The sequence below is a fragment of the Catellatospora methionotrophica genome (genome assembly GCF_011297335.1).
Lineage (GTDB): Bacteria > Actinomycetota > Actinomycetes > Mycobacteriales > Micromonosporaceae > Catellatospora > Catellatospora methionotrophica.
On sequence record NZ_JAAOTJ010000008.1, the window covers coordinates 209360 to 230640 of the forward strand.

The 21281-nt window shown below is 70.2% G+C and carries 17 protein-coding genes and 1 pseudogene; 7 read left to right on the forward strand and 11 right to left on the reverse strand.

Going from position 1 to position 21281, the window contains the following annotated elements; genetic code table 11:
- The first annotated feature begins 218 nt into the window (after positions 1 to 218).
- Positions 219 to 827, forward strand: a complete 609-nt coding sequence (locus HAV40_RS20230; RefSeq protein ID WP_166383534.1) for a 4'-phosphopantetheinyl transferase family protein — start codon at positions 219 to 221, stop codon at positions 825 to 827.
- Between the two features lie 700 nt (positions 828 to 1527).
- On the opposite strand, the gene HAV40_RS20235 is transcribed toward HAV40_RS20230, so the two are convergent.
- The 7 genes from HAV40_RS20235 to HAV40_RS20265 form a co-directional block, all read right to left on the reverse strand.
- A complete protein-coding gene (locus tag HAV40_RS20235; RefSeq protein WP_166383536.1) occupies positions 1528 to 2790 on the reverse strand; it encodes a saccharopine dehydrogenase family protein in 1263 nt (420 codons plus the stop codon).
- A gap of 87 nt (positions 2791 to 2877) precedes the next feature.
- A complete protein-coding gene (locus HAV40_RS20240) occupies positions 2878 to 4290 on the reverse strand; it encodes an NAD(P)/FAD-dependent oxidoreductase (protein WP_166383538.1) in 1413 nt (470 codons plus the stop codon).
- A gap of 152 nt (positions 4291 to 4442) precedes the next feature.
- A complete protein-coding gene (locus HAV40_RS20245) occupies positions 4443 to 5276 on the reverse strand; it encodes an ABC transporter permease (RefSeq protein ID WP_166383540.1) in 834 nt (277 codons plus the stop codon).
- Positions 5276 to 6199, reverse strand: coding sequence for an ABC transporter permease (locus HAV40_RS20250; RefSeq protein ID WP_239085961.1), 924 nt, complete (start codon positions 6197 to 6199; stop codon positions 5276 to 5278). Before HAV40_RS20250 ends, HAV40_RS20245 begins: the two co-directional genes overlap by 1 nt.
- Position 6200: 1 nt before the next feature.
- A complete protein-coding gene (locus tag HAV40_RS20255) occupies positions 6201 to 7286 on the reverse strand; it encodes an ABC transporter ATP-binding protein (RefSeq protein ID WP_239085960.1) in 1086 nt (361 codons plus the stop codon).
- A 10-nt stretch (positions 7287 to 7296) separates the two neighbouring features.
- Positions 7297 to 8532, reverse strand: a complete 1236-nt coding sequence (locus HAV40_RS20260) for an ABC transporter substrate-binding protein (protein ID WP_166383544.1) — start codon at positions 8530 to 8532, stop codon at positions 7297 to 7299.
- Between the two features lie 46 nt (positions 8533 to 8578).
- Complete coding sequence (locus HAV40_RS20265) at positions 8579 to 10063, reverse strand: gamma-aminobutyraldehyde dehydrogenase (protein ID WP_166383546.1); 1485 nt, start codon at positions 10061 to 10063, stop codon at positions 8579 to 8581.
- A 290-nt stretch (positions 10064 to 10353) separates the two neighbouring features.
- Here HAV40_RS20265 and HAV40_RS20270 point away from each other — a divergent pair, with 290 nt between their 5' ends.
- Positions 10354 to 10842, forward strand: a complete 489-nt coding sequence (locus tag HAV40_RS20270) for an Lrp/AsnC family transcriptional regulator (protein ID WP_166383701.1) — start codon at positions 10354 to 10356, stop codon at positions 10840 to 10842.
- 192 nt (positions 10843 to 11034) lie between these two features.
- Here HAV40_RS20270 and HAV40_RS20275 read toward each other — a convergent pair whose 3' ends face one another.
- Positions 11035 to 12273, reverse strand: coding sequence for an ABC transporter substrate-binding protein (locus tag HAV40_RS20275; protein WP_239085959.1), 1239 nt, complete (start codon positions 12271 to 12273; stop codon positions 11035 to 11037).
- 257 nt (positions 12274 to 12530) lie between these two features.
- Between HAV40_RS20275 and HAV40_RS20280 the strand changes: the two genes are divergently transcribed.
- On the forward strand, positions 12531 to 13877 hold the full coding sequence (locus tag HAV40_RS20280) for an aspartate aminotransferase family protein (RefSeq protein WP_166383548.1): 1347 nt from the start codon (positions 12531 to 12533) through the stop codon (positions 13875 to 13877).
- Positions 13874 to 15313, forward strand: coding sequence for an NAD(P)/FAD-dependent oxidoreductase (locus HAV40_RS20285; RefSeq protein ID WP_166383550.1), 1440 nt, complete (start codon positions 13874 to 13876; stop codon positions 15311 to 15313). Before HAV40_RS20280 ends, HAV40_RS20285 begins: the two co-directional genes overlap by 4 nt.
- A 115-nt stretch (positions 15314 to 15428) precedes the next feature.
- On the opposite strand, the gene HAV40_RS20290 is transcribed toward HAV40_RS20285, so the two are convergent.
- Positions 15429 to 15788, reverse strand: coding sequence for a DUF3499 domain-containing protein (locus HAV40_RS20290; RefSeq protein ID WP_166383552.1), 360 nt, complete (start codon positions 15786 to 15788; stop codon positions 15429 to 15431).
- A 120-nt stretch (positions 15789 to 15908) separates the two neighbouring features.
- Between HAV40_RS20290 and HAV40_RS20295 the strand changes: the two genes are divergently transcribed.
- A complete protein-coding gene (locus HAV40_RS20295; RefSeq protein ID WP_120316910.1) occupies positions 15909 to 16355 on the forward strand; it encodes a metallopeptidase family protein in 447 nt (148 codons plus the stop codon).
- A gap of 59 nt (positions 16356 to 16414) precedes the next feature.
- Here HAV40_RS20295 and HAV40_RS20300 read toward each other — a convergent pair whose 3' ends face one another.
- Together HAV40_RS20300 and HAV40_RS20305 are read right to left on the reverse strand one after the other, a co-directional pair.
- Complete coding sequence (locus HAV40_RS20300; protein ID WP_120316911.1) at positions 16415 to 16672, reverse strand: WhiB family transcriptional regulator; 258 nt, start codon at positions 16670 to 16672, stop codon at positions 16415 to 16417.
- Positions 16673 to 16992: 320 nt separating this feature from the next.
- Entirely contained in the window at positions 16993 to 19497 is a 2505-nt protein-coding gene (locus HAV40_RS20305; RefSeq protein ID WP_166383554.1) for a bifunctional FO biosynthesis protein CofGH, read from the reverse strand.
- 58 nt (positions 19498 to 19555) lie between these two features.
- Between HAV40_RS20305 and cofD the strand changes: the two genes are divergently transcribed.
- Both cofD and HAV40_RS20315 read left to right on the forward strand, forming a co-directional pair.
- Positions 19556 to 20521, forward strand: a complete 966-nt coding sequence (gene cofD, locus HAV40_RS20310; RefSeq protein ID WP_166383556.1) for a 2-phospho-L-lactate transferase — start codon at positions 19556 to 19558, stop codon at positions 20519 to 20521.
- Positions 20518 to 21270 (forward strand): annotated as a pseudogene (locus HAV40_RS20315) (coenzyme F420-0:L-glutamate ligase); the annotation flags it as partial. The gene cofD and the pseudogene HAV40_RS20315, both read left to right, overlap by 4 nt.
- Between the last annotated feature and the right edge of the window lie 11 nt (positions 21271 to 21281).

A 21281-nucleotide genomic window follows, 5' to 3' on the forward strand; every position in this document is an offset into this window, starting at 1 on the left:
TCCAGGGTTTTCGGGCGCGCGAAACCCACCCAGGTGTACGGGAAGGGAGACGCGCCTCCCGAGATCGGACCGGCGGCGGTCTTGCCGGTTTCGAACCGGCTTCACCCAGAGAAGTAACCGCTGCCATCGCACCGGGAGGTGCGGAGATCAATGTAGGCGCGCGTTCCCCTGGCGGGCAAAGGGTTTGTCAGCGACCGTCCCCGTGCCATCGTGGTCCCATGTCGGGCATCGGGATCTGGCTGGCCCCGGCCGTCGCCGCCGTCGACCTGGCGCGGCACGCCGTCGGTGAGGTGCTCGGCGTGGACCCCGCACGGGTCGCACTCGGCCGCGAGCCGTCCGGCAGGCCCTTCGTGGTCGGCACGACCGGCCTGCACCTGTCCGTCGGGCATACCCCGGACCTGGCGGTCGTGGCCGTCACCGCACTCGGCCCGCTGGGCGTCGACGTCGAGCCGATCCGCCCCCTGCCCGCACCCGAGCTGGCCGCGCGCTGGTTCTCCGGACCGGAGGCCGACTGGGTCGCCGCCCACCCCGACGACTTTCTGCCGCTGTGGACGCTGAAGGAGGCCGTCGGCAAGGCGCTCGGCACCGGCCTGCGCGGCGGCGGCCTGCGGCGCCGCATGCCACTGCCCCCGCCCTCGACCCTGACGACGACGGTGCCTGACCTGGCGACCATGGCGGTCGCCGCGTGGCGGCACGGAAACGTGCTACTCGGCGTCGCCTGCCACACCGCTGCGGCGCTCGGCGCGCCGCTGTCCGTCGCGGAGCCCTTTCCACTGCCCCGTGAGCGGGAGAGGAGGAACGCGGCACGCCCGAGATCGAGTCGGTGACGGCGTGGTGGTCCCGTCGCCGGGACCTGGCGCTCTGGCCGCTGAGCTACCGCCGTCCTGACGGACGGCGAGCGGGATTCGAACCCGCGACCTCCCCGTTATCAGCGGAGTAGCCGTAACCTGCGCACCGGGCGTGCCGGGTTCGTCTTCCGAGATCGAAGTCGGCGGCGGCGTGAGCCATTGCTCTGCCAGCTGAGCTACCGGAGCCGAAGCTCCGAGCGGGAGTCGAACCCGCGGCCGATGGATTGGAAGTATCCGCTGCCTGCGCACCGGAAGACGTGAGTCCAACCTAGATCTGCCCGTGCGGCGGGGCAACGGATTTTGCCGCACCGCGGCGCGGCCCGAGATCGAGGGGGCGACGGAGTCCCGTCTCCGGGAGCACAGGCCGCACCAGCGGCCAATGGTGTATCCGTCACCGGCGCACCGGGCGCGCCTTGTGGACGTCTCCCGAGATCAGAAGTCGGCGGCGGCACAGTCTGCTGCTCTATCCAGCTGAGCTACCGGACCCCGAAGGCCCGGACGGGACTCGAACCCGCGACCCGCAGATCCCGAAGTAGCCGCTGCCTGCGCACCGGGAGACGTGCTGACGACCGTAGCGGCCCGTCCACCGCGAGGCAACGGGGTTCCGCGACAGCCGTGTGCTCCCTCGGGCACATCCCGCGTCCGCGCGGACATGCCCGAGGGAGCACCGAACGGCGGCTCAGGCGGCGATCTCCTCGCGGGCCGCCTGGGTCACCGCCCGAAAGGGCTGCTGGTCGCGCATGCCCCACGGCGATCCGTACGCCGTCAGCAGGTCCAGGAACGGCACCGGGTCCAGTGCCTCGGGGCCGAGCACCCCGGCGCCCTTCCACACGCCCTGGGCCAGCAGTTCCAGCGCGACGACGGGGTTCACCGCGGTCTGCCACACCACCGCCTGGTGGCCGTATTCGCGCATGGACCACTCGTTGTCGACGACGTGGTAGAGGTACATCTCCCTGGGGCGGCCGTCGAGGCCCTTGCCCTTGACCCAGGTGCCCGCGCAGGTCTTGCCCTTCATCCGGGAGCCCAGCGTGGCGGGGTCGGGCAGCTGCGCGGCGAGCACGTCGCGCGGCGAGACCATGACCGCCGACTTGCCGCCGCCGATGGCGATCGGCCGGGTGGAGTCGAGGCCGAGCTTGTGCACGGTCTTCAGGATCTCGATGAACTCGGTGCCGAGGCCGTACTTGAAGGTGACCCGCTTCGCGTCGACCCAGCGCGGGATCAGCAGCACCTCTTCGTGCTCCACGTTGACGCACTCGACCGGCCCGATGCCCTCGGGGAAGTCGAACACCTCGGGTTCGCTGAACGGGGCCGTGGTGAACCAGCCGCGCTCGCGTTCCCAGATGATCGGCGGGTTGAGGCACTCCTCGATGGTGGTCCAGATGGAGAACGACGGGGCGAAGTCGAAGCCCTCGACGGTGATGTTGGACCCGTCCCGTACGCCGATCTCGTCGATCTCGGAGAACAGGTGGTCGGCGGCGTACCGGGCGAAGATGTCGGACAGGCCGGGTTCGACGCCGATGCCGACCAGGGCCAGCCGGTCGGCGGCCTCCCAGGCCACGGCCTTGCCGAACTGCTGCTCGCCGAGCATGACGCCGGTCTTGGTGTACGGGTCGGTCGGGTGCGGCAGGGACAGCGACATGGCCATGTCGAGGTAGTCCGCGCCGGCGTGGTAGGCCCCGTCGAAGATCGGCATGACGAAGCGCGGGTCGACCGCGTTGAGCACGTGGGTGATGCCGTGCTCGCGGCACAACCGGGCGACGTCGTCGGCCTGCGAGGCGTCGAGCCTCGCCGCGACGAACCGGTCGCCGAGCCCGGAGACGGCCCGTTCGGCGCGTTCCAGGGAGTAGTCGGCCACCACCATGAGCTGGAAGAAGTCACGGCGAGCGGCGATGGCGGCTGCTGCACTGCCGACGCCACCAGCGCCGACCAGCAGGATGCGCATAAAAGTCCCTTCAACACGTGGCAACGGATGCCACGAGACGACTTGCTTCAAGTGTGTTCCCGGATCCCCGGGTCGGGGACGGAAGCGTCAGGAGTCGAAACCGAGGCCGGCGTGGTCGAGCGTGCGCAGCCACAGGTTGCGGCGTCCCTGGTGCTCGTCGGCGCGGGCCAGTGACCAGCGGGTCAGCTGGATGCCGAGCGAACGCAGCGGTTCCGGCGGCAGCGGCCAGGGCTTGGACCGTACGAAGTCCAGCCTGGTGCGTTCCGTGGACGCGCCTTCGAGGTGGTCGAGCATCACCTGCGCGCCGAAGCGCGTCGCGCCCACGCCCAGCCCGGTGTAGCCGGCCGCGTAGGCCAGCCGACCGCCGAAGGCGGTGCCGAAGAAGGCGCAGAAGCGGGTGCAGGTGTCGATCACCCCGCCCCAGCTGTGGCTGAAACGGACCCCTTCCAGCTGCGGGAACGTGGTGGCGAAGTGCTCGGCCAGCCGGGTGAAGGTGTCCTGGCGCTGTTCGAGGGTCGGCGCGATCCGGTTGCCGAAGTGGTAGATCGCGTCGTAGCCGCCGAACAGGATCCGGTTGTCCGCGGTGAGCCGGTAGTAGTGGAACTGGTTCGCCGAATCGCCCAGCCCCTGCCGGTGCCGCCAGCCCAGGGCACCCAGCTGCTCGTCGGTGAGCGGCTCGGTCATCAGGGCGTAGTCGTACACCGGGATCAGGTAGCGCTTGAGCTTGCGCACCAGCGGCCCGAAGGCGCTGGTGGCCAGCGCGACCCGGGCCGCCCGCACCTCACCGTGCGGGGTACGCAGCAGCAGGCCGCCACGGCCGCTGCTCACGCCGAGCACCGGAGTGCCCTCGTAGATGCGCACGCCCAGGGTCAGGCAGGCCTGCCGCAGGCCCCAGGCCAGTTTCGCCGGGTCGACCATGGCCACCCGGTCGCGGTCCCACCAGCCGCCCAGGTACGTGGGCGAGTCGACCTCGGCCCGCACCTGGTCGCGGTCGAACACCTCGGCGCGGTAACCCATCGACCGGGTCAGCTCCGCCGACTCGCGCAGCCAGTCCAGCTGGTACGCGGAGGTGGCCACCTCCAGCTCACCGGTGCGCTCGAAGTCGCAGTCGATGCCGTACCGGCCCAGCGTGTCCTCGATCTGGTCGAGGTTCTCCCGGCCGAGCCGTTCCAGCTCGGTGATCTCGTCCGGGAAGCGGTCCACCCCGTTGGCGAGCCCGTGCGTGAGGCTCGCGGAGCAGAATCCGCCGTTGCGCCCGGAAGCGGCGTGGCCGCACACCCCGGACTCCAGCACGACCACGTCGGTCGACGGGTCGCGTTCCTTGGCCAGCAGCGCCGTCCACAGGCCGCTGTAGCCGCCCCCGATGACTGCCAGCTGCGCGGTGGTCGCGCTGGTCAGCGGGGGAACGGGTGCCGGCCGGGAGGGCCGGTCCGTCCAGTACGGCGTCGGCGACGCATCTGACAGCGCCGACGCCCACAGTTTTGATCCTTTGGCCCGCATGAGCCGATCTCCTCCTTCTACTACCCGGGAGCCGGGTTTGCGGCTCCTTTTCCCTATAAATGCCCAGACAAACGAAATGTCTGGGAATACCAAACGGCCGCCGAGCCGGCTCCCCACGAATCAGTGGGGCCGGTCGGCGGCCGTCAGGCTTGCTAGGACGTCGCGGCGCGGCGGGCGGAGCGGCGACGGGTGCGCAGCTGGCCCGCGATGACGAACGCGAACGAGATCAGGAACATCGCGGTGGCGATCGCGTTGACCTGCGGCGGGATGCCGCGCAGGTTGGAGCCCCAGATGAACATGGGGAACGTGGTGTAGTCGCTGGTGCCGGTGACGAAGTTGGTGATGATGAAGTCGTCGAAGCTCAGCGAGAACGCCAGCAAAGCGGCGGCCACGATGCCGGGCAGCACGAGCGGCAGGATGACCAGACGGAACGCCTGCCACGGCGTCGCGTAGAGGTCCATCGCCGCCTCCTGCAGCCTCGGGTCAAGCCCGGCCAGTCGCGCTTTCACGGTCACCACTACAAACGATATGCAGAACATGACATGCGCGATCAGGATCGTCAAGAAGCCCATCGGGATCTGCAGGCCCAGGAACAGGGTCAACAGCGAGGTGCCCATGACGATCTCGGGCGTGGCCATGGGCAGGAAGATCAGCGTATTGGTCGATCCGCGCCCCCAGAAACGGTAGCGAACCAGCGCAAAAGAGATCAAAGTGCCCAGGATGGTGGCGATGAGCGTCGCCGACAACCCGACATAGATGCTGCGCATCAGCGAGTCGCACAGCCCGGCCGCGCCGCAGATGTCCGTCCAGTTGTGCCAGGTGAAGTCGAACGTGCTCAGGTCCAGCACGTACGTCGTGTTGCGGCTGGCGGGCTGGTTGAACGACAGCAGCATGACCACGGCGATCGGCACGAACAGGTACGCCAGCAGCACGAAGCCGAGCAGCAGCACCCACTTCTCGGCGATCCAGCGCCAGAACCCGCGCATCAGACCACCTCCTCCGTGCCGAACAGCTTCAGATAGATCATCACGAGCACGAGGATCGTCAGCATCAGCATCATCGACAGCGCCGAGGCGATCGGGTAGTCGTTGACCACCAGGAACCGCGAATAGATCACGCTGCCGATCATCTGGGTCTTCGGCCCGCCCAGCAGCTGTGCGTTGACGTAGTCACCGGCGGCCGGGATGAACGTCAGCAGCGTGCCCGCGAGCACGCCCGGCAGGGACAGCGGCAGCGTCACCCGCAGGAAGCTGCGCACCGGCCCGTGGTACAGGTCCCGGGCCGCCTCCAGCAGCCGCAGGTCCAGCCGCTCCAGGCTGGCGTACAGCGGCAGCACCATGAACGGCAGGAAGTTGTAGACCAGGCCCGCGATCACCGCGAACTCGGTCGCCAGCAGCCGCCCGTCCGGGCCCAGCAGGTGCGTCCACCTGAGGAACTCGACCACCGGCCCGCTGTCGGACAGGATCGCCTTCCACGAGTAGGTGCGCACCAGGTAGCTGGTGAAGAACGGGGCGATCACGCCGACCAGCATCAGGTTCTTCCAGCGCCCGCCCTTGACCGCGATCGCGTACGCCAGCGGGTAGCCCAGCAGCACGCAGATCACGGTGGTGAGCAGCGCGTACCACAGCGACCGGACGAACTGCTCGTTGAACAGCTCCCAGGCGGTGCTGTAGTTCGAGAACGCCCAGGCGAACGAGTACCCGGTCTCGACAGAGCCGCTCGGGTCCCAGAGGCTCGCCATCGCCAGCTGGAACACCGGGTAGACGAAGAACACCGCCAGCCACGCCAGGCCGGGGGCGAGCAGGGCGTACGGGACCCAGCGCCGCCGCCGCATCCCGGCCGGTGGTTCGACCGGGATGTCGGTGGCGACCGGTGTTCCCGTCGACGCCGTGGGTAGCAGAGCGGCCACGTCAGCTCCCCACGAGGAACGAGTGCGCGGGTGACCAGTGCACCGCCACCTGCGCCCCGGGCAGCGCCGGTGCGGCGATGCCGGAGTTGGGCACGAACACCGTCAGCTCGCTGCCCCACGGGGCGCGCACCAGGTACTGCGTGGAGACGCCGGTGAAGGACGCGTCGGTGACGACGCCCTGCACCGCAGCGTGGCCCGAGGGCACCGCGGCCAGGCCGTCGGCCAGGTGCAGCTTCTCCGGGCGTACGCCCAGCAGGGCCGTGCCCGACGTGACCCGGCACCGGGCCGACGGCACCGCCAGCCGGTTGCCGTGCGCGTCGACCGTGACGTGCCCGTCGGCCTGCCCGGTGACCTCAGCCTTGATCAGATTGGACTGCCCGAGGAAGTTGGCCACGAACGCCGAGGCCGGGAACTCGTACATCTCCGCCGGGGCGCCGAGCTGCTCGATCCGCCCGGCCTGCATCACGGCGACCGTGTCGGCCATCGTCATGGCCTCCTCCTGGTCGTGCGTGACGTGCACGAAGGTGATGCCGACCTCGGTCTGGATGCGCTTGAGCTCGATCTGCATCTGGCGGCGCAGCTTGAGGTCGAGCGCGCCGAGCGGCTCGTCGAGCAGCAGCACCTCGGGCTGGTTGACCAGGGCACGGGCCAGCGCCACCCGCTGCTGCTGGCCGCCGGACAGCTGCGCCGGGCGGCGCGACCCGTACTGGCCGAGCTGGACCAGGTCGAGCATCTCGGCGACCTTGCGGCGGGTGTCCGCCCTGTTCTCGCCCTTGCGGCGCAGCCCGAACGCCACGTTGTCCGCGACGCTCATGTGCGGGAACAGCGCGTAGCTCTGGAAGACCGTGTTGACCGGCCGCTTGTAGGGGCGCATCCGGGTGATGTCCAGCCCGCCGAGCGTGATCCGCCCGGCGGTCGGCTCCTCCAGTCCGGCGACCATGCGCAGCGTGGTGGTCTTGCCGCAGCCCGACGCCCCCAGCAGCGCGAAGAACGAGCCGTCCGGGATGGTCAGGGTGAGGTCGTCGACGGCGGTGAACCCGCCGAACGTCTTGGTGACGTTCTCGATGCAGAGGTCCTGGTCGGTCACCTTCAACCTGTCACGCCCCGATCGCTGCCTGGAACTTGGCCGTGTATTCCTTCTCCTCCGCCTCGGTCAGCGGCTTGAAGATCTTGATCTTCGCCTGCATCGCGGCGTCGGGGAAGACGAGAGGGTTCTGCGCGAGATCAGGATCGATCTTGGTCATCTCCTCCTGCGCGCCGGCCACCGGGCAGACGTAGTTCACGAACGCGGCCACCTCGGCGGCCACCTTCGGGTCGTAGTAGTAGTCGATCACCGCCATGGCGTTGCTGGCGTGCGGCGAGGTCACCGGGATCAGCGCGTTGTCCGACCAGAGCATCATGCCCTCGTCCGGCGTGATCAGCTTGATCTTGTCGTTCTCGAAGCCGAGCTGGATCACGTCGCCGGACCACGCGATGCACGCGGCGATGTCGCCCTTGGCCAGCTCCTGCACGTAGTCGTTGCCGGTGAAGCGGCGGATCTGGCCCGACGCCACGGCGGCCTTCAGCTTCTCCAGCGCGGTGTCGAAGTCGGCCGTGGTGAAGTTGCCGGGGTCCTTGCCGCCGGACATGAGCATGAAGCCCATCGTGTCGCGCATCTCGGTGAGACAGGTGACCTTGCCCTTCAGGTCGGGGCGGGTCAGCAGCTCGTCGACGGTGCGCACCTCCTTGGCCACCCCGGTGTTCACGCCGATGCCGGTCAGGCCCGACTGCCACGGCGCCGCGTACTCCATGTTCGGGTCGAACTGGCGGCTGCGCAGCGCCGGCGACAGGTTCTTCAGGAACGTGGCGACCTTGTCCGGGTTGAACTTGGCCGCGAAGCCGTTGCGGATGAACGTCGTCGCCATCCAGTCGGTGAAGACCACAAGGTCCCGGTCGATCGGCTGGCAGGCGGCCAGCTGCGTGCGGATCTTGCCGTAGAACTCGCTGTTGTCGTTGATGTCGGCGGTGTAGGACACGTCGATGCCGGTCTTCGCCTTGAAGGCGACCAGCGTCGGGTGGACCTCGGCGTTCTTCTCATCCTCGTCCAGGTAACCGAGCCAGTTCGAGAAGGCGACCTTGCGCTCGGCGGCCGACACGTCGGCGACGGTGCAGAGCGGGCCGGCCGACGGGCCGGCGGTGCCGTTGCCGGTGCCCTTGGTGCCACAGGCGGCCAGCGCACCGCCGGTCACCGCGAACGCCCCACCGGCGAGAGCCCCGCGCAGCAGCGTCCGGCGCGACGGCATGGCCGCCAGCACCGCCTGAGCCTGCGGGGAGAGAGGTATGCGACGAGCCATCGAACGTTCCTTCACTGCCAGAGGGGTGTACAGGCGCAGATATCACTTACTGACTGAAGACGGTGCGGTGCCAGGGCTTCGCGGCGACCGCGGTGGTGTCGTACATGACGTGCTTGATCTGGGTGTACTCGTCGAACGAGTACGTGGACATGTCCTTTCCGAAGCCGGAGCGACGGTAACCCCCGTGTGGCATCTCGCTGATGATCGGGATGTGGTCGTTGACCCACACACATCCGGCGCGCAGCTCGCGCGTGCCCCGCAGCGACCGGTGGACGTCCCGCGTCCACACACTCGCCGCCAGGCCGTACGGCGTGTCGTTGGCCAGCACCACCCCTTCATCATCGGCGTCGAACGGCAGCACGACCAGCACCGGGCCGAACACCTCGTGCTGGACGACCTCGCTGTCCTGGGCGGCGTCGACAATCAGGGTGGGCGCGTAGTAGGCCCCGTGTGACAGACCCGCCGGCACCCGGCCACCGGCAACGATCTTGGCACCCGCCGCGCGGGCCCGGTCGACGAAGCCCGCCACCCGGTCGCGCTGGGCAAGGCTGATCAGCGGACCGATGTCGGTCGCCGGGTCCAGCGGGTCCCCGGCGCGTACGCCCTCGAACAGCTCGGCGACACGCGCCACGAACCGCTCGTAGAGCGGGCGCTGCACGTACGCACGCGTGGCGGCGGTGCAGTCCTGACCAGAGTTGATCAGCGACCCGGCCACCGCGCCCTGCGCCGCGGCCTCCACGTCCGCGTCGTCGAAGACCAGGAACGGGGCCTTGCCGCCCAGTTCCAGGTGCACCCGCTTGACCGCGCCCGCGGCCGCCGCGCCGATGCCCCGGCCGACGGCGGTCGAACCGGTGAAGCTGACCATGTCCACGTCCGGGTGGGCGACCAGCGCCGCCCCGGCGACCGGGCCGCGCCCGGTGACCACGTTGACGACCCCTGCCGGGATGCCCGCGTCCAGGCAGGCCCGCGCGAACATCACGCTGGTCAGCGGGGTCAGCTCGGCGGGCTTGAGCACGATGGTGTTGCCCGCCGCGACCGCGGGCAGGATCTTCCAGGCCGCCATCTGCAGCGGGTAGTTCCACGGCGAGATCGAGCCGACCACGCCGATCGCCTCGCGCCGCACGTAGCTGGTGTGGTCGGCGGAGTACTCCCCCGCCGCCTTGCCCTGCAGGTCACGGGCCGCACCGGCGAAGAACGCGGTGTTGTCGATCGTGCCCGGCACGTCGAACTCGGTCGCCAGGCGCACCGGCTTGCCGGTCTGCGCCACCTCGGCGGCGACGAACTCCGGGGCCCGCTCGGCCAGCAACGCGGCGAGGCGGTGCAGCGCTGCGGAGCGCTCGCCCGGGGTCGCGCCCGACCAGCCGGGGAAAGCCGCCCGCGCGGCCGCCACGGCCGCTTCCACATCTTCCTGACCAGCCAGCCCGTACTCCGCGACGGTGCTACCGTCGGCGGGGTTGACCACGGCGAAGCGCTCACCCGACGTGCCGTCCGCGATCCGGTCACCTATCACGTTCGGCGAAAAGCCGGTCATATCGCCTCCCACTTGTCAGATGTTCAACAACCCGCGGCGCGACGATCGTGACATGACGTGCGCCACATGACAAGGGATTCCGTGGCGAATCTGGAGTGCGACTACGGATTCCGGCATCCGATATCGCGACTTGATGACGTTTCCGTTACGGGGGTGGCCGCTAAGTGCCGGAATCGTCTGCCTCGTAGCGATACGATGCGCGGGCTGGACCAACACGCACTCCCCCTTTGCGTACGCCCCAGGAGGCCTCATTGCCGACGCCCGCCGACTCCGCCACATCCCGCGGGGTCATCCGCCGCCACCCTCAACTCAACCACGCCAACCATGCGCTCCTCGACGACATCGCGAAGCAGATCATCGAGCAGTTGCAGGAGGACGGCCGCAGACCGTACGCGACCATCGGCCGCGCGGTCGGCTTGAGCGAGGCGGCGGTGCGACAGCGCGTGCAGCGACTCATCGACGCGGGCGTGATGCAGATCGTGGCCGTCACCGACCCGCTCCAACTGGGACTGGGCCGCCAGGCGATGATCGGCGTGAAGACCACGGGTGACCTCGACGGCATCGCCGACCGGATCTCCGCGATCGAGGAGGTCGACTACGTGGTCATCACCGCCGGGTCCTATGACCTGCTCCTGGAGGCCGTCTGCCGCAACGACGACCACCTGCTGGAGATCCTGCACGAGGTGCGCGCCGTCGACGGCGTGATCGGGGCCGAGGTCTTCGTCTACCTCAAACTCCGCAAACAGACCTACTCCTGGGGCACCGGCGCTGCCGCCTGACCCGTTTTTCATAGACGTTGGCCTATCTGGATGAAAAATTCGTGATCGAACTCATCCAGATAGGCCAACGTCTATTCGAGGGGCGATGCCGCGCCGCGCTTTCGATCGACGCTGGCCCATTACGTCGAGTTCGATCTACAAATACTCGATGTAATAGGCCAGCGTCTATGAGAAGCGGGGTGGGCGGGGCGGTCAGACGCCCATGACGGCGGAGAACTTGGCGTGGTAGTCGCGCTCTTCGGACTCGCCGAGGGGGGCGAACGCCTTCACGCCGGCGAGCATGGCCTCGTCAGGGAAGATCAGCTTGTTCTCGGCCAGGTCGGGGTCGATCTTGACCATCTCGTCCTGCGCGCCCGCAACGGGGCAGACGTAGTTGACCCAGGCGGCCACCTCGGCGGCGATCTTCGGGTCGTAGTAGTGGTCGAGCAGGGCCATCGCGTTGCTCGCGTGGGTCGCGGTGACCGGGATGACGGCCGCGTCCGACCAGATCAGCAGGCCTTCGTCGGGCGATACAAACTTGATCTTGCTGTCTTCGATGTTGAGTTGCAGGGCGTCGCCGGACCAGGCGATGGCGGCCGCGACGTCGCCCTTGGCCAGGTCCTGGACGTACTCGTTGCCGGTGAAGCGGCGGATCTGGCCGGACTCGACGGCCTGGCGCAGCTTTTCCAGCGCGGCGTCGAAGTCCTCGGGCGTGAACGCCGCCGGGTCCCTGCCCAGCGACGCGATGAGCAGGCCCATCGTGTCCGGCATCTCCATCGACACGGTCACCCGGCCCTTGAGGTCGGGGCGGGTGAGCAGCTCGTCGACGGTGCGCACCTCCTTGGCGACCCGCGTGTTGACCGCGAACCCGGTCAGCCCGGACTGCCACGGCACGGCATAGCGCAGCTCGGTGTCGTACGGCCGGGCCTTCAGCGAGGGCAGCAGGTTGCGGCGGTAGTTGGGTGTCTTCGCCGGGTCGAGTTCCTGCGCGAAGCCGTTGCGCAGGAACTTGTTGACCATCCAGTCGGAGAACACCACGATGTCGCGGTCGACCGGCTGGCAGGCCGCGAGCTGCGCCCGGATCTTGCCGTAGTACTCGTTGTTGTCGTTGATGTCCTCGGTGTAGGACACGTCGATGCCGGTCCTGGCCTTGAACGCGGCCAGCGTCGGGTGGCGGGTCGCGTCGCTGTCGTCCACGTCCAGGTACTGCACCCAGTTGCCGAACGACACCGCGCGCTCGCTCGCGGAAAGGTCCGCGGCGGTGCACGCCGCCCGGGTGGACGCGCCGGTCTGCGGCTCCAGGCCCTTCGGGCTGCACGCGGCCAGGATGCCGCCGGTCGCGGCGAGCGCGCCGCCGCCGAGCGCGCCGCGCAGCACGCGCCGCCGTGAGGGGGTCGCGGTGGTGGCCGCGAGCAGGGCGCGGGCCGGGGCCGACAGAGGACGAGCGCGCAATCGAGGCACCTATCGCTGGGCAGGCTGAGAGCCTGGAGGGGTATCGGCTGACCAGCAATTGTGCCCAAATCGCCCTACTGCCTGCCCGCTGAGGTGCGGCAGTTCACAAACCGCCCGACCATGTCGCCCAGGTTGCCGACGTACTACGAAATCCGTAGCCGTCATGCGAAAATACTACGGAGAGGGTTGCTGTATCTCGGCGACGTATGCGATAACCGTAGGCAACGCCGCAACGTACCGATGAGTGAGGCCTCGCGATGGGCAAGGAAACCGACCACCTCTGGATGCACTTCACCCGCATGGGCGCCTACCGCGACGGCGACGTGCCGACGATCGTGCGCGGCGAGGGCACCTACGTCTGGGACAGCTTCGGCAAGCGGTACCTCGACGGCCTCGCCGGCCTGTTCACCGTCAACGCGGGCCACGGCCGCGCCGAGCTGGCCGAAGCGGCCGCCAAGCAGGCGCACGAACTGGCCTACTTCCCCCTCTGGTCGTACGCCCACCCGAAGGCCATCGAGCTCGCCGACCGCATCGCGGCGCTCACCCCCGGCGACCTGAACCGCGTCTTCTTCACCACCGGCGGCTCCGAGGCCGTGGAGAGCGCCTGGAAGCTGGCCCGCGCCTACTTCAAGAAGGTCGGCCAGCCGCTACGGCACAAGGTCGTCAGCCGCTACCTCGCCTACCACGGCACGTCGATGGGCGCGCTGTCCATCACCGGCGTCCCCGCGTTCCGCGCCGAGTTCGAGCCGCTGGTGCCCGGCGGCATCAAGGTGCCGAACACCAACTTCTACCGCGCCCCCGAACACGGCGACGACTACGAGGCCTTCGGCGTATGGGCCGCCGAGGAGATCGCCCGCGCCATCGAGCGCGAAGGCCCCGAGACGGTGGCCGCCGTGTTCCTGGAGCCTGTGCAGAACGCGGGCGGCTGCTTCCCCGCCCCGCCCGGCTACTTCCAGCGGGTACGCGACATCTGCGACCGCTACGGCGTGCTGCTCGTGTCCGACGAGGTCATCTGCTCGTGGGGGCGGCTCGGCGAGTACTTCGGTGCCCAGTACTACGGCTACCAGCCCGACATCATCACCACCGCCAAGGGCATGACCTCGGGATACTCGCCGCTCGGCGCGATGATCGCCAGTGACCGGCTGATCGGGCCGTTCCTGGCCGACGGGCAGATGTTCGCCCACGGCGTCACGTTCGGCGGGCACCCGGTCAGCTGCGCGGTCGGCCTGGCCAACCTCGACCTGTTCGAGCGCGAGGACCTGGTCGGCCACGTACGCGACAACGCGCCCGCGTTCCGGGCCACCCTGGAGAAGCTGTACGACCTGCCGATCGTCGGCGACGTCCGCGGCGAGGGGTACTTCTACGGCATCGAGCTGGTCAAGGACCGGACGACCCGGGAGACGTTCAACGCCGAGGAGTCCGAGCGGCTGATCCGGGGCTTCCTGTCCGGGGCGCTGTTCGAGGCCGGGTTGTACTGCCGCGCCGACGACCGGGGCGACCCCGTCATCCAGCTGTCCCCGGCGCTGACCGCGACCCAGCAGCAGTTCGACGAGATCGAGCAGATCCTGCGCGACGTGCTGACCCGGGCCTCGTCACTGCTGTGACCTCGCTGTGGTCCGACACCGCGGGCGGGGCCGTCGCGCCCCGCCCGCCCCTGCCCGGCGACCTCGACGTCGACGTGGCGATCGTTGGCGCTGGCTACACCGGCCTGTGGACGGCGTACTACCTGCGCCGGGCCGACCCGGCCCTGCGGATCGCGATCGTCGAGGCCGAGCACGCCGGGTTCGGGGCGTCCGGGCGCAACGGCGGCTGGTGCTCCGGGCTGCTTCCGACGCCGCTGCCGCAGCTCGCGAAGCTGCACGGGCGGGCGGCGGCGGTCGCGTTCCAGCAGGCGATGATCGACACGGTGGACGAGGTCGGCCGGGTGGTCGCCGCCGAGGGCATCGACTGCCACTGGGACAAGGGCGGCACACTCGGGCTGGCCCGGTCCGATGCGCAGTGGCGCGGGGCGCGGGCGGAGGCGGGACTGGTCGCGTCGTACGGGTTCGAGCTGCGGCTGCTCGACCGGCGCGAGGCGCTGGAGCGCTGCGGGGCGACAGAGGTGCGCGGGGCGACCTGGTCGCCGCACTGCGCTGCGGTGCACCCACTGCGGCTGGTACACGGGCTAGCCTCCGCCGTCGAGCGGCTGGGCGTCCCTATCTACGAACAGACCCGAGTGCTGGAGATCATGCCGGGCACTGCTCGCACCATGACCGGTAGCCACGGCGCCGGTGCCGGTACGCACGGCGCCGGTGCCGGTACGCAGGGCGCCGGTGCTGGTATGCGTGGTGCCGCTGGCGGTGGCGCAGCCGGTAGGCACGGTGCCGCCGTTCGCACCGCGCACGGGACGGTACGTGCTGAGGTGGTCGTCCGGGCCACTGAGGGTTATACGGCGGGTCTGCCCGGTCATCGGCGGGACGTGGTGCCGGTCTACTCGCTGATGATCGCCACGGAGCCGCTGCCGCCGTCCTTCTGGGACACCGTCGGCCTGGCTCGGCGGGAGACGTTCACCGACCACCGGCGGCTGGTCATCTACGGTCAGCGCACCGCCGACGACCGGCTCGCCTTCGGCGGGCGGGGCGCGCCCTACCACTACGGCTCCGCGGTGCGCCCCACCTTCGACAGCGTGCCCTCGGTCCACCTGGCCCTCCGGAACACGCTGGTGGACCTCTTCCCCGCCCTCGCCGACACGAGGCTCACCCACGCCTGGGGTGGCCCGCTCGGCATCGCCCGGGACTGGCACCCGTCCGTCGGCCTCGACCGCGCCACGGGCCTGGCCTGGGCGGGCGGCTACGTGGGCGACGGCGTCGCCGCCACCAACCTCGCCGGACGCACCCTCGCCGACCTGATCACCGGGACGGAGTCCCCGCTGACGGCCCTCCCCTGGGTCAACCACCGCTCCCCGCGCTGGGAACCCGAACCCCTCCGCTGGCTCGGCATCAACACCGCCCTGCGCGCCGTCGCCGCCCTCGACCGCTGGGAAGGAAGGGCACCTTCTTAACGGGATCGGGCCTTGATCGCTGTTTCGTGTCGGAACACGTGGTCAGACCGCAGATATTGGCACGAGACAGTGATCTTCGCGGTGCGGCACGCGCTCGACGGCCGCGCTCGACGCGTCAGGCCGGCGGGATGACGCGGAGGTGGCCGCGGCGGCCGGGGGTCGGCGGCCCGGCGGGCGGCTCAGGGCTCGGCTGGCGGGGAGCGGGGCGGGCTGCCTCGCGGACCGCTTCGGCCAGGGCGACGAGGTCGTCGGTGGTCGGCGGCGGCGGCTCGAACTCGCCGTCGTGGCGGACCAGCTCCCAGCCGCGCGGGGCGGTGAGGCTCAGCGCGTGCGGTTCGCACAGGTCGTACGTGTGCGGCTCCTGGTACGCGGCGAGCGGGCCGACCACCGCGGTCGACTCCGCGTAGACATAGGTCAGCGTTGCGACCGCCTGCCGGGGGCAGCCGTTACGCGAGCAACGCCGTGGAGACCTCACGGCGTGTGACGTTAGCGCCCCGCCGCGCACCGGCACGCCGGTTGCGCCGCGACACGCCGAGGGAAGGATCACGGCCCCGTACCGGGTCCCGGTGCTGGCGCGCGGGGATACATTTGCCGGGTGACCAGTCCCGCCCGACGCCGCCCCACCGCCGCCCGCCGCCGCCGCGACCGCCACGGGCGGGGCATGCGGGGTCGGCTGGTGCCGGCCAGCGTGCCCCTGGCCAGGACGAAGGCCGAGGTCTTCGACGAGCTGGTGCTGGACACGGTGGAGTCGCTCGAGGCGCGTTTCGCGACCGAGCTGGCCGGGGTGGAGTTCGCGGTCGAGGACGTGCCGCCGGACCTCAACGTCTACGACTCCGACGTGCTGGAGGACGGGCGGGTGCCGCTGGCGCGGCTGCTGCCGGGACGGCCGGGACGGCACGGGGTGCCGCCTCGGATCGTGGTCTACCGGCGACCGCTGGAGTTCCGCGCCTCAGATCGTGACGACCTGGGCGAGCTGGTACGTGACGTGATCGTGGAGCAGGTCGCCAACCTGCTGGGCCTGAACCCCGACGATCTCGCTTAAGCCGAAATGCCGGAACGCTGCCGGACCCGCCCCCACGGGCCCGGCAGCGGCCGAAAGTCTCAGATCGCGCGGCGCTTGAGCTTGCGCCGCTCGCGCTCGGACAGCCCGCCCCAGATGCCGAAGCGCTCGTCATGCGACAGCGCGTACTCCAGGCACTCGGACTTGACCTCGCAGCGCGAGCAGATGCGCTTGGCCTCGCGGGTAGAACCACCCTTCTCAGGGAAGAACGCCTCCGGGTCAGTCTGGGAGCACAGCGCGTGCTCCTGCCACTCGGGCGCGTTGCCCAGCAGATCCGCCACGACGGGGCGACCGTCCATCTCCGCTGCCTCCTTATTGCGCGCCGGCTCGCGACCGGCGCTACCCCCCACCTGGAGAGCGTTTGTCCACATAGGCGGTTTTGTGGATGCCGCTACCTCCAGCCCCACGCAAAATTACACGCGTGTCCTACGTGCACCGTCAAGCTCACTCTGGTACACGCCCGGCAGGGCCGTTCGGTTCGGTTTACACCGTCCCGCCACTGCCCTATCGATTCAGACCCGAAACCGGTGACGGCATGCCGGGCGTGTCGTGGCGAAATTCTGCTGGCGTGTCGAACTTGACGGCAGGGTGCTGACGACCTTCGGACAGGAGTGAGCTGCTAGCGCACGTAACTCGTCGTGCGCTGGCGGGCGGGCCGACCGGCGGCCGCGGCGATGGCTTGCAGCTGTTCCACCGTACGGGCCGAGCCGTGCGCCGAACCGGCCATTCGGGAAATCGTCTCCTCCATAAGAGTGCCCCCGAGGTCGTTGCATCCGCCGTTCAGCATCGCCACGGTGCCCTCGTCGCCGAGTTTCACCCAGGAGCACTGGATGTTGCGGATCCGCCCGTGCAGCAGGAGCCGGGCCATCGCGTGCACCACCCGGTTCTCGCGCCAGGTCGCCCCCGCCCGCGAGATCCCGGCCAGGTAGATCGGGGCGTTGGTGTGCACGAACGGCAGGGCCACGAACTCGGTGAAGCCGCCGGTGCGGTCCTGCAGCCCCGCCAGCACCCGGAAGTGGCCCAGCCAGTGCCGGGGGTGGTCGACGTGGCCGTACATCATCGTGGAACTGGACCGGATGCCCAGCCGGTGTGCCGTCTCGACGGTCTCCACCCAGGCCGAGGTGGGCAGCTTGCCCTTGGTCAGCACCCAGCGCACCTCGTCGTCGAGGATCTCGGCGGCGGTGCCCGGAATCGTGTCCAGCCCCGCGTCGCGCAGCCGGGTCAGCCAGTCCTCGACCGACACCCCCGCCTTGGCGGCGGCGGTGACGATCTCCATCGGCGAGAACGCGTGCACGTGCATACCCGGCACCCGCGCCTTCACCGCGCGGACCAGGTCCGGGTACACCGATACGGGCAGCTGCGGGTCGATGCCGCCCTGCACGCAGATCTCGGTCGCGCCGTCGTTCCAGGCCTCCTCGGCCCGGTCGGCGACCTGCTCGACACTCAGCCGGTACGCGTCGGCATCCCGTTCACGCTGCGCGAACGCGCAGAACCGGCAGCCCACGTAACACACGTTCGAGAAGTTGATGTTCCGATTGACCACATAGGTGACGTCGTCCCCGACGGTGTCCCGGCGTACGTCGTCCGCGATCCGGCACAGCTCGTCCAGCGCCGCACCGTCGGCGTGCAGCAGCGCGAGCGCCGCCTCCTCGTGCACCGGCTCCAGCAGCGCCGCCGGGTTCTCCCGCGCGATCCGCAGCCCCGCCGCGAGCGCCCCCACGCTGACCGCGGGCCCCGCCCCGCCGACCGCCGCTCCGACGGCCGCCCAGTCGCCGTACACCGTGTCGAAGTCGCCCCTGCGGTCGCCGGTGCGCCCCTCGGCGTCGATCTCGCGGTGCAGGTCGACACGACCGACCCCGCCCTCGACCTCGGGCTCCTGCCACGGGCGGCCCACGACCGGCGCGTCTGCCACGGCCATGCCGGACTCGTCGGCCAGTGCCCGCACATGCGGCTGCAGGCGCGGATCGAGCCAGCGGTCCCCGCCGCGCACGTAGTTCGGATACACCGTCAGGCGCTCACGCAGCTCGAACCCGGCGGCCTTCGTCAGTTCCGCCAGTTCGTCCAGGTGCGGCCAGGGCCGCTCCGGGTTCACGTGGTCCGGCGTCAGCGGCGAAACCCCGCCCCAGTCGTCGATCCCGGCCTTGACCAGCAGCTCGAACGACGCGTCGATCAGGTTCGGCGGAGCCTGGATGCGCATACCCGGCCCCATCAGCAACCGCGTCACCGCGACCGTGGCCGCCAGGTCGCGCACCGAGGCGTCGGGAGTGGAGCGCATCGCCGTGTCCGGCTTGGCCCGGAAGTTCTGCACGATGATCTCCTGCAGGTGCCCGTACTCGCGGGCGCTGCGGCGCATCTCGAAGATCGCGTCGACCCGCTCGGCGTGCGTCTCGCCGATGCCGATCAGGACCCCCGTGGTGAACGGCACACCGACCCGGCCCGCGTCGGCCAGCACCCGCAGCCGCACCGCAGGCTCCTTGTCCGGCGAGCCGTAGTGCGGGCCGCCCGGCTCCGACCACAGCCGCGTCGCGGTCGTCTCCAGCATCATGCCCATGCTCGGCGCCACCGGCCGCAGCCGCTGCAGATCCGCCCAGCTCAGGACACCCGGGTTCAGGTGCGGCAGCAGCCCCGTCTCCTCCAGCACCGCGATCGCCACTGACCGCAGGTAGTCGATCGTCGACCCGTACCCCCGCTCGGTCAGCCACTGCTGCGCCGCAGGCCACCGCTCCTCCGGCCGGTCCCCCAGCGTGAACAGCGCCTCCTTGCAGCCCAGCGCCGCGCCCTGCCGGGCGATCGCCAGCACCTCGTCGCGGTCCAGGTACGCCGCGGGCAGCCGGTGCGGCACCGTCGCGAACGTGCAGTAGTGGCATCGGTCACGGCACAGCCGCGTCAGCGGAATGAACACCTTCTTCGAGAACGTGATCACCCCCGGCCGCCCGGCGTCGCGCAACCCCGCATCGCGTACGCCCGAAGCCAGTCCCAGAAGCTCGTCGAACGCCGCTCCCGACGCGCTGAGCAGGGCAGTCGCCTCCGCCGCATCCAGCGCCTTCCCGGCCGCAGCACGCCTGAGCGCACGGCCGATCTCCGCGGAACCGACCACCGGCTGGGCAACGACCTCGCTGGACATGGTCGCCAGCCTACGACCCTGGCCCCGCCGCCCGGCCGCGGTGCGGGAGGATGTCGACATGCGGATCGTGGTGCTGGCAGGTGGCATCGGCGGCGCGCGTTTCCTGGCCGGAGTGCGGGCCCACGCCCGCACCACCGGCGACGAGGTGACCGCCGTCGTCAACGTGGGCGACGACGTGTGGATGCACGGGCTGCGCATCACCCCCGACCTCGACTCGGTCATGTACACCCTGGGCGGCGGCATCGACCCCGAACGCGGCTGGGGCCGCGAGGGCGAGACCTGGACCGTCAAGGAGGAACTCGCCAAGTACGGCGCCGAGCCCACCTGGTTCGGCCTCGGCGACCGCGACATCGCCACCCACCTCGTCCGCACCCGCATGCTCAACGCCGGCTACCCGCTGTCCGCCGTCGTCGCCGCGCTCTGCGACCGCTGGCAGCCCGGCATCACGATGCTGCCCGCCACCGACGACCGCCTCGAAACCCACGTCGTGGTCACGGCCGAGGACGGCACCGGCGACCAGGCGATCCACTTCCAGGAATGGTGGGTACGCCACCGCGCCGCCCTGCCCGCCAAACAGTTCCGCTTCGTCGGCGCCGACACCGCCAAACCCGCGGCAGGCGTGCTCGACGCGCTCCGGGCCGCCGACATCGTGCTGCTCGCCCCGAGCAACCCGATCGTGTCCATCGCACCCGTGCTGGCCGTCAGCGCCCTGCGCGACGCCCTCGTGACCGGCTCCGCCCCCGTCGTCGGCGTCTCCCCCATCATCGGCGGCAGCCCCGTACGCGGCATGGCCGACAAATGCCTGTCCGCCGTCGACGTCCCCTGCTCCGCCCAGGGCGTCGGCCGCCTCTACGGCCCCCGCGCCGACGGCGGCGTGCTCGACGGCTGGCTCGTCGACGAGACCGCCGACGCCGCGACCGACGTTCCCGGCGTACGCGTCGCCGCCGTGCCACTGTGGATGACCGACGACGACACCACGGCCGCCATGGTCCGCGCGGCGCTGCAACTCGGAGGACTCGCATGATCGACGGCTACAGCGTGCACGCGGTACGCGGCATCCCGGACGTGCAGCCAGGCGACGACCTGGCCAAACTCATCGTCGGGGCGGCTCCGTGGCTGGCCGACGGGGACATCGTGGTCGTGACCAGCAAGATCGTGTCGAAGTCGGAGGGTGCACTGGCATCGGTGCCCGTCGGGGGGCCGGAGCGGGAAGCAGCCCGTGAGCAGGTGCTGCGCTCGCAGACCGCGCGGCCGGTGGCGACGCGTGGGCACACCCGGATCGTGCAGACCCACCACGGGTTCGTGATGGCGTCGGCCGGGATCGACAACTCGAACGTCGACCGGTCACAGCTCGTGCTGCTACCGGTGGACCCGGACGCGTCCGCGCGTGCACTGCGAGACGCCCTGCGGGAGCAGTACGGGCTTGACGTGGCCGTCGTCGTCAGCGACACCATGGGGCGGCCGTGGCGCAACGGGCTGACCGATGTCGCCCTGGGGTGTGCGGGGATCGAGCCGTTGCGGGACCACCGGGGGGAAACGGACCCGTACGGCAACGAGCTGCAGATCACGCAGATGGCCGTCGTGGACGAGCTGGCGGCGGCTGCTGAGCTGGTGAAGGGGAAGGTCGACCGGGTGCCGGTCGCGGTCGTACGCGGTCTGCTCACGTCCACGCGGGACAGCAACGGGGTCGTGCCGACGCTGGTGCGGGACGCGGAACATGACCTGTTCTCGCTGGGCACTGCGGAGGCGCGGGAGCTTGGGCGGGCAGAGGCGCTGGGCCAGGG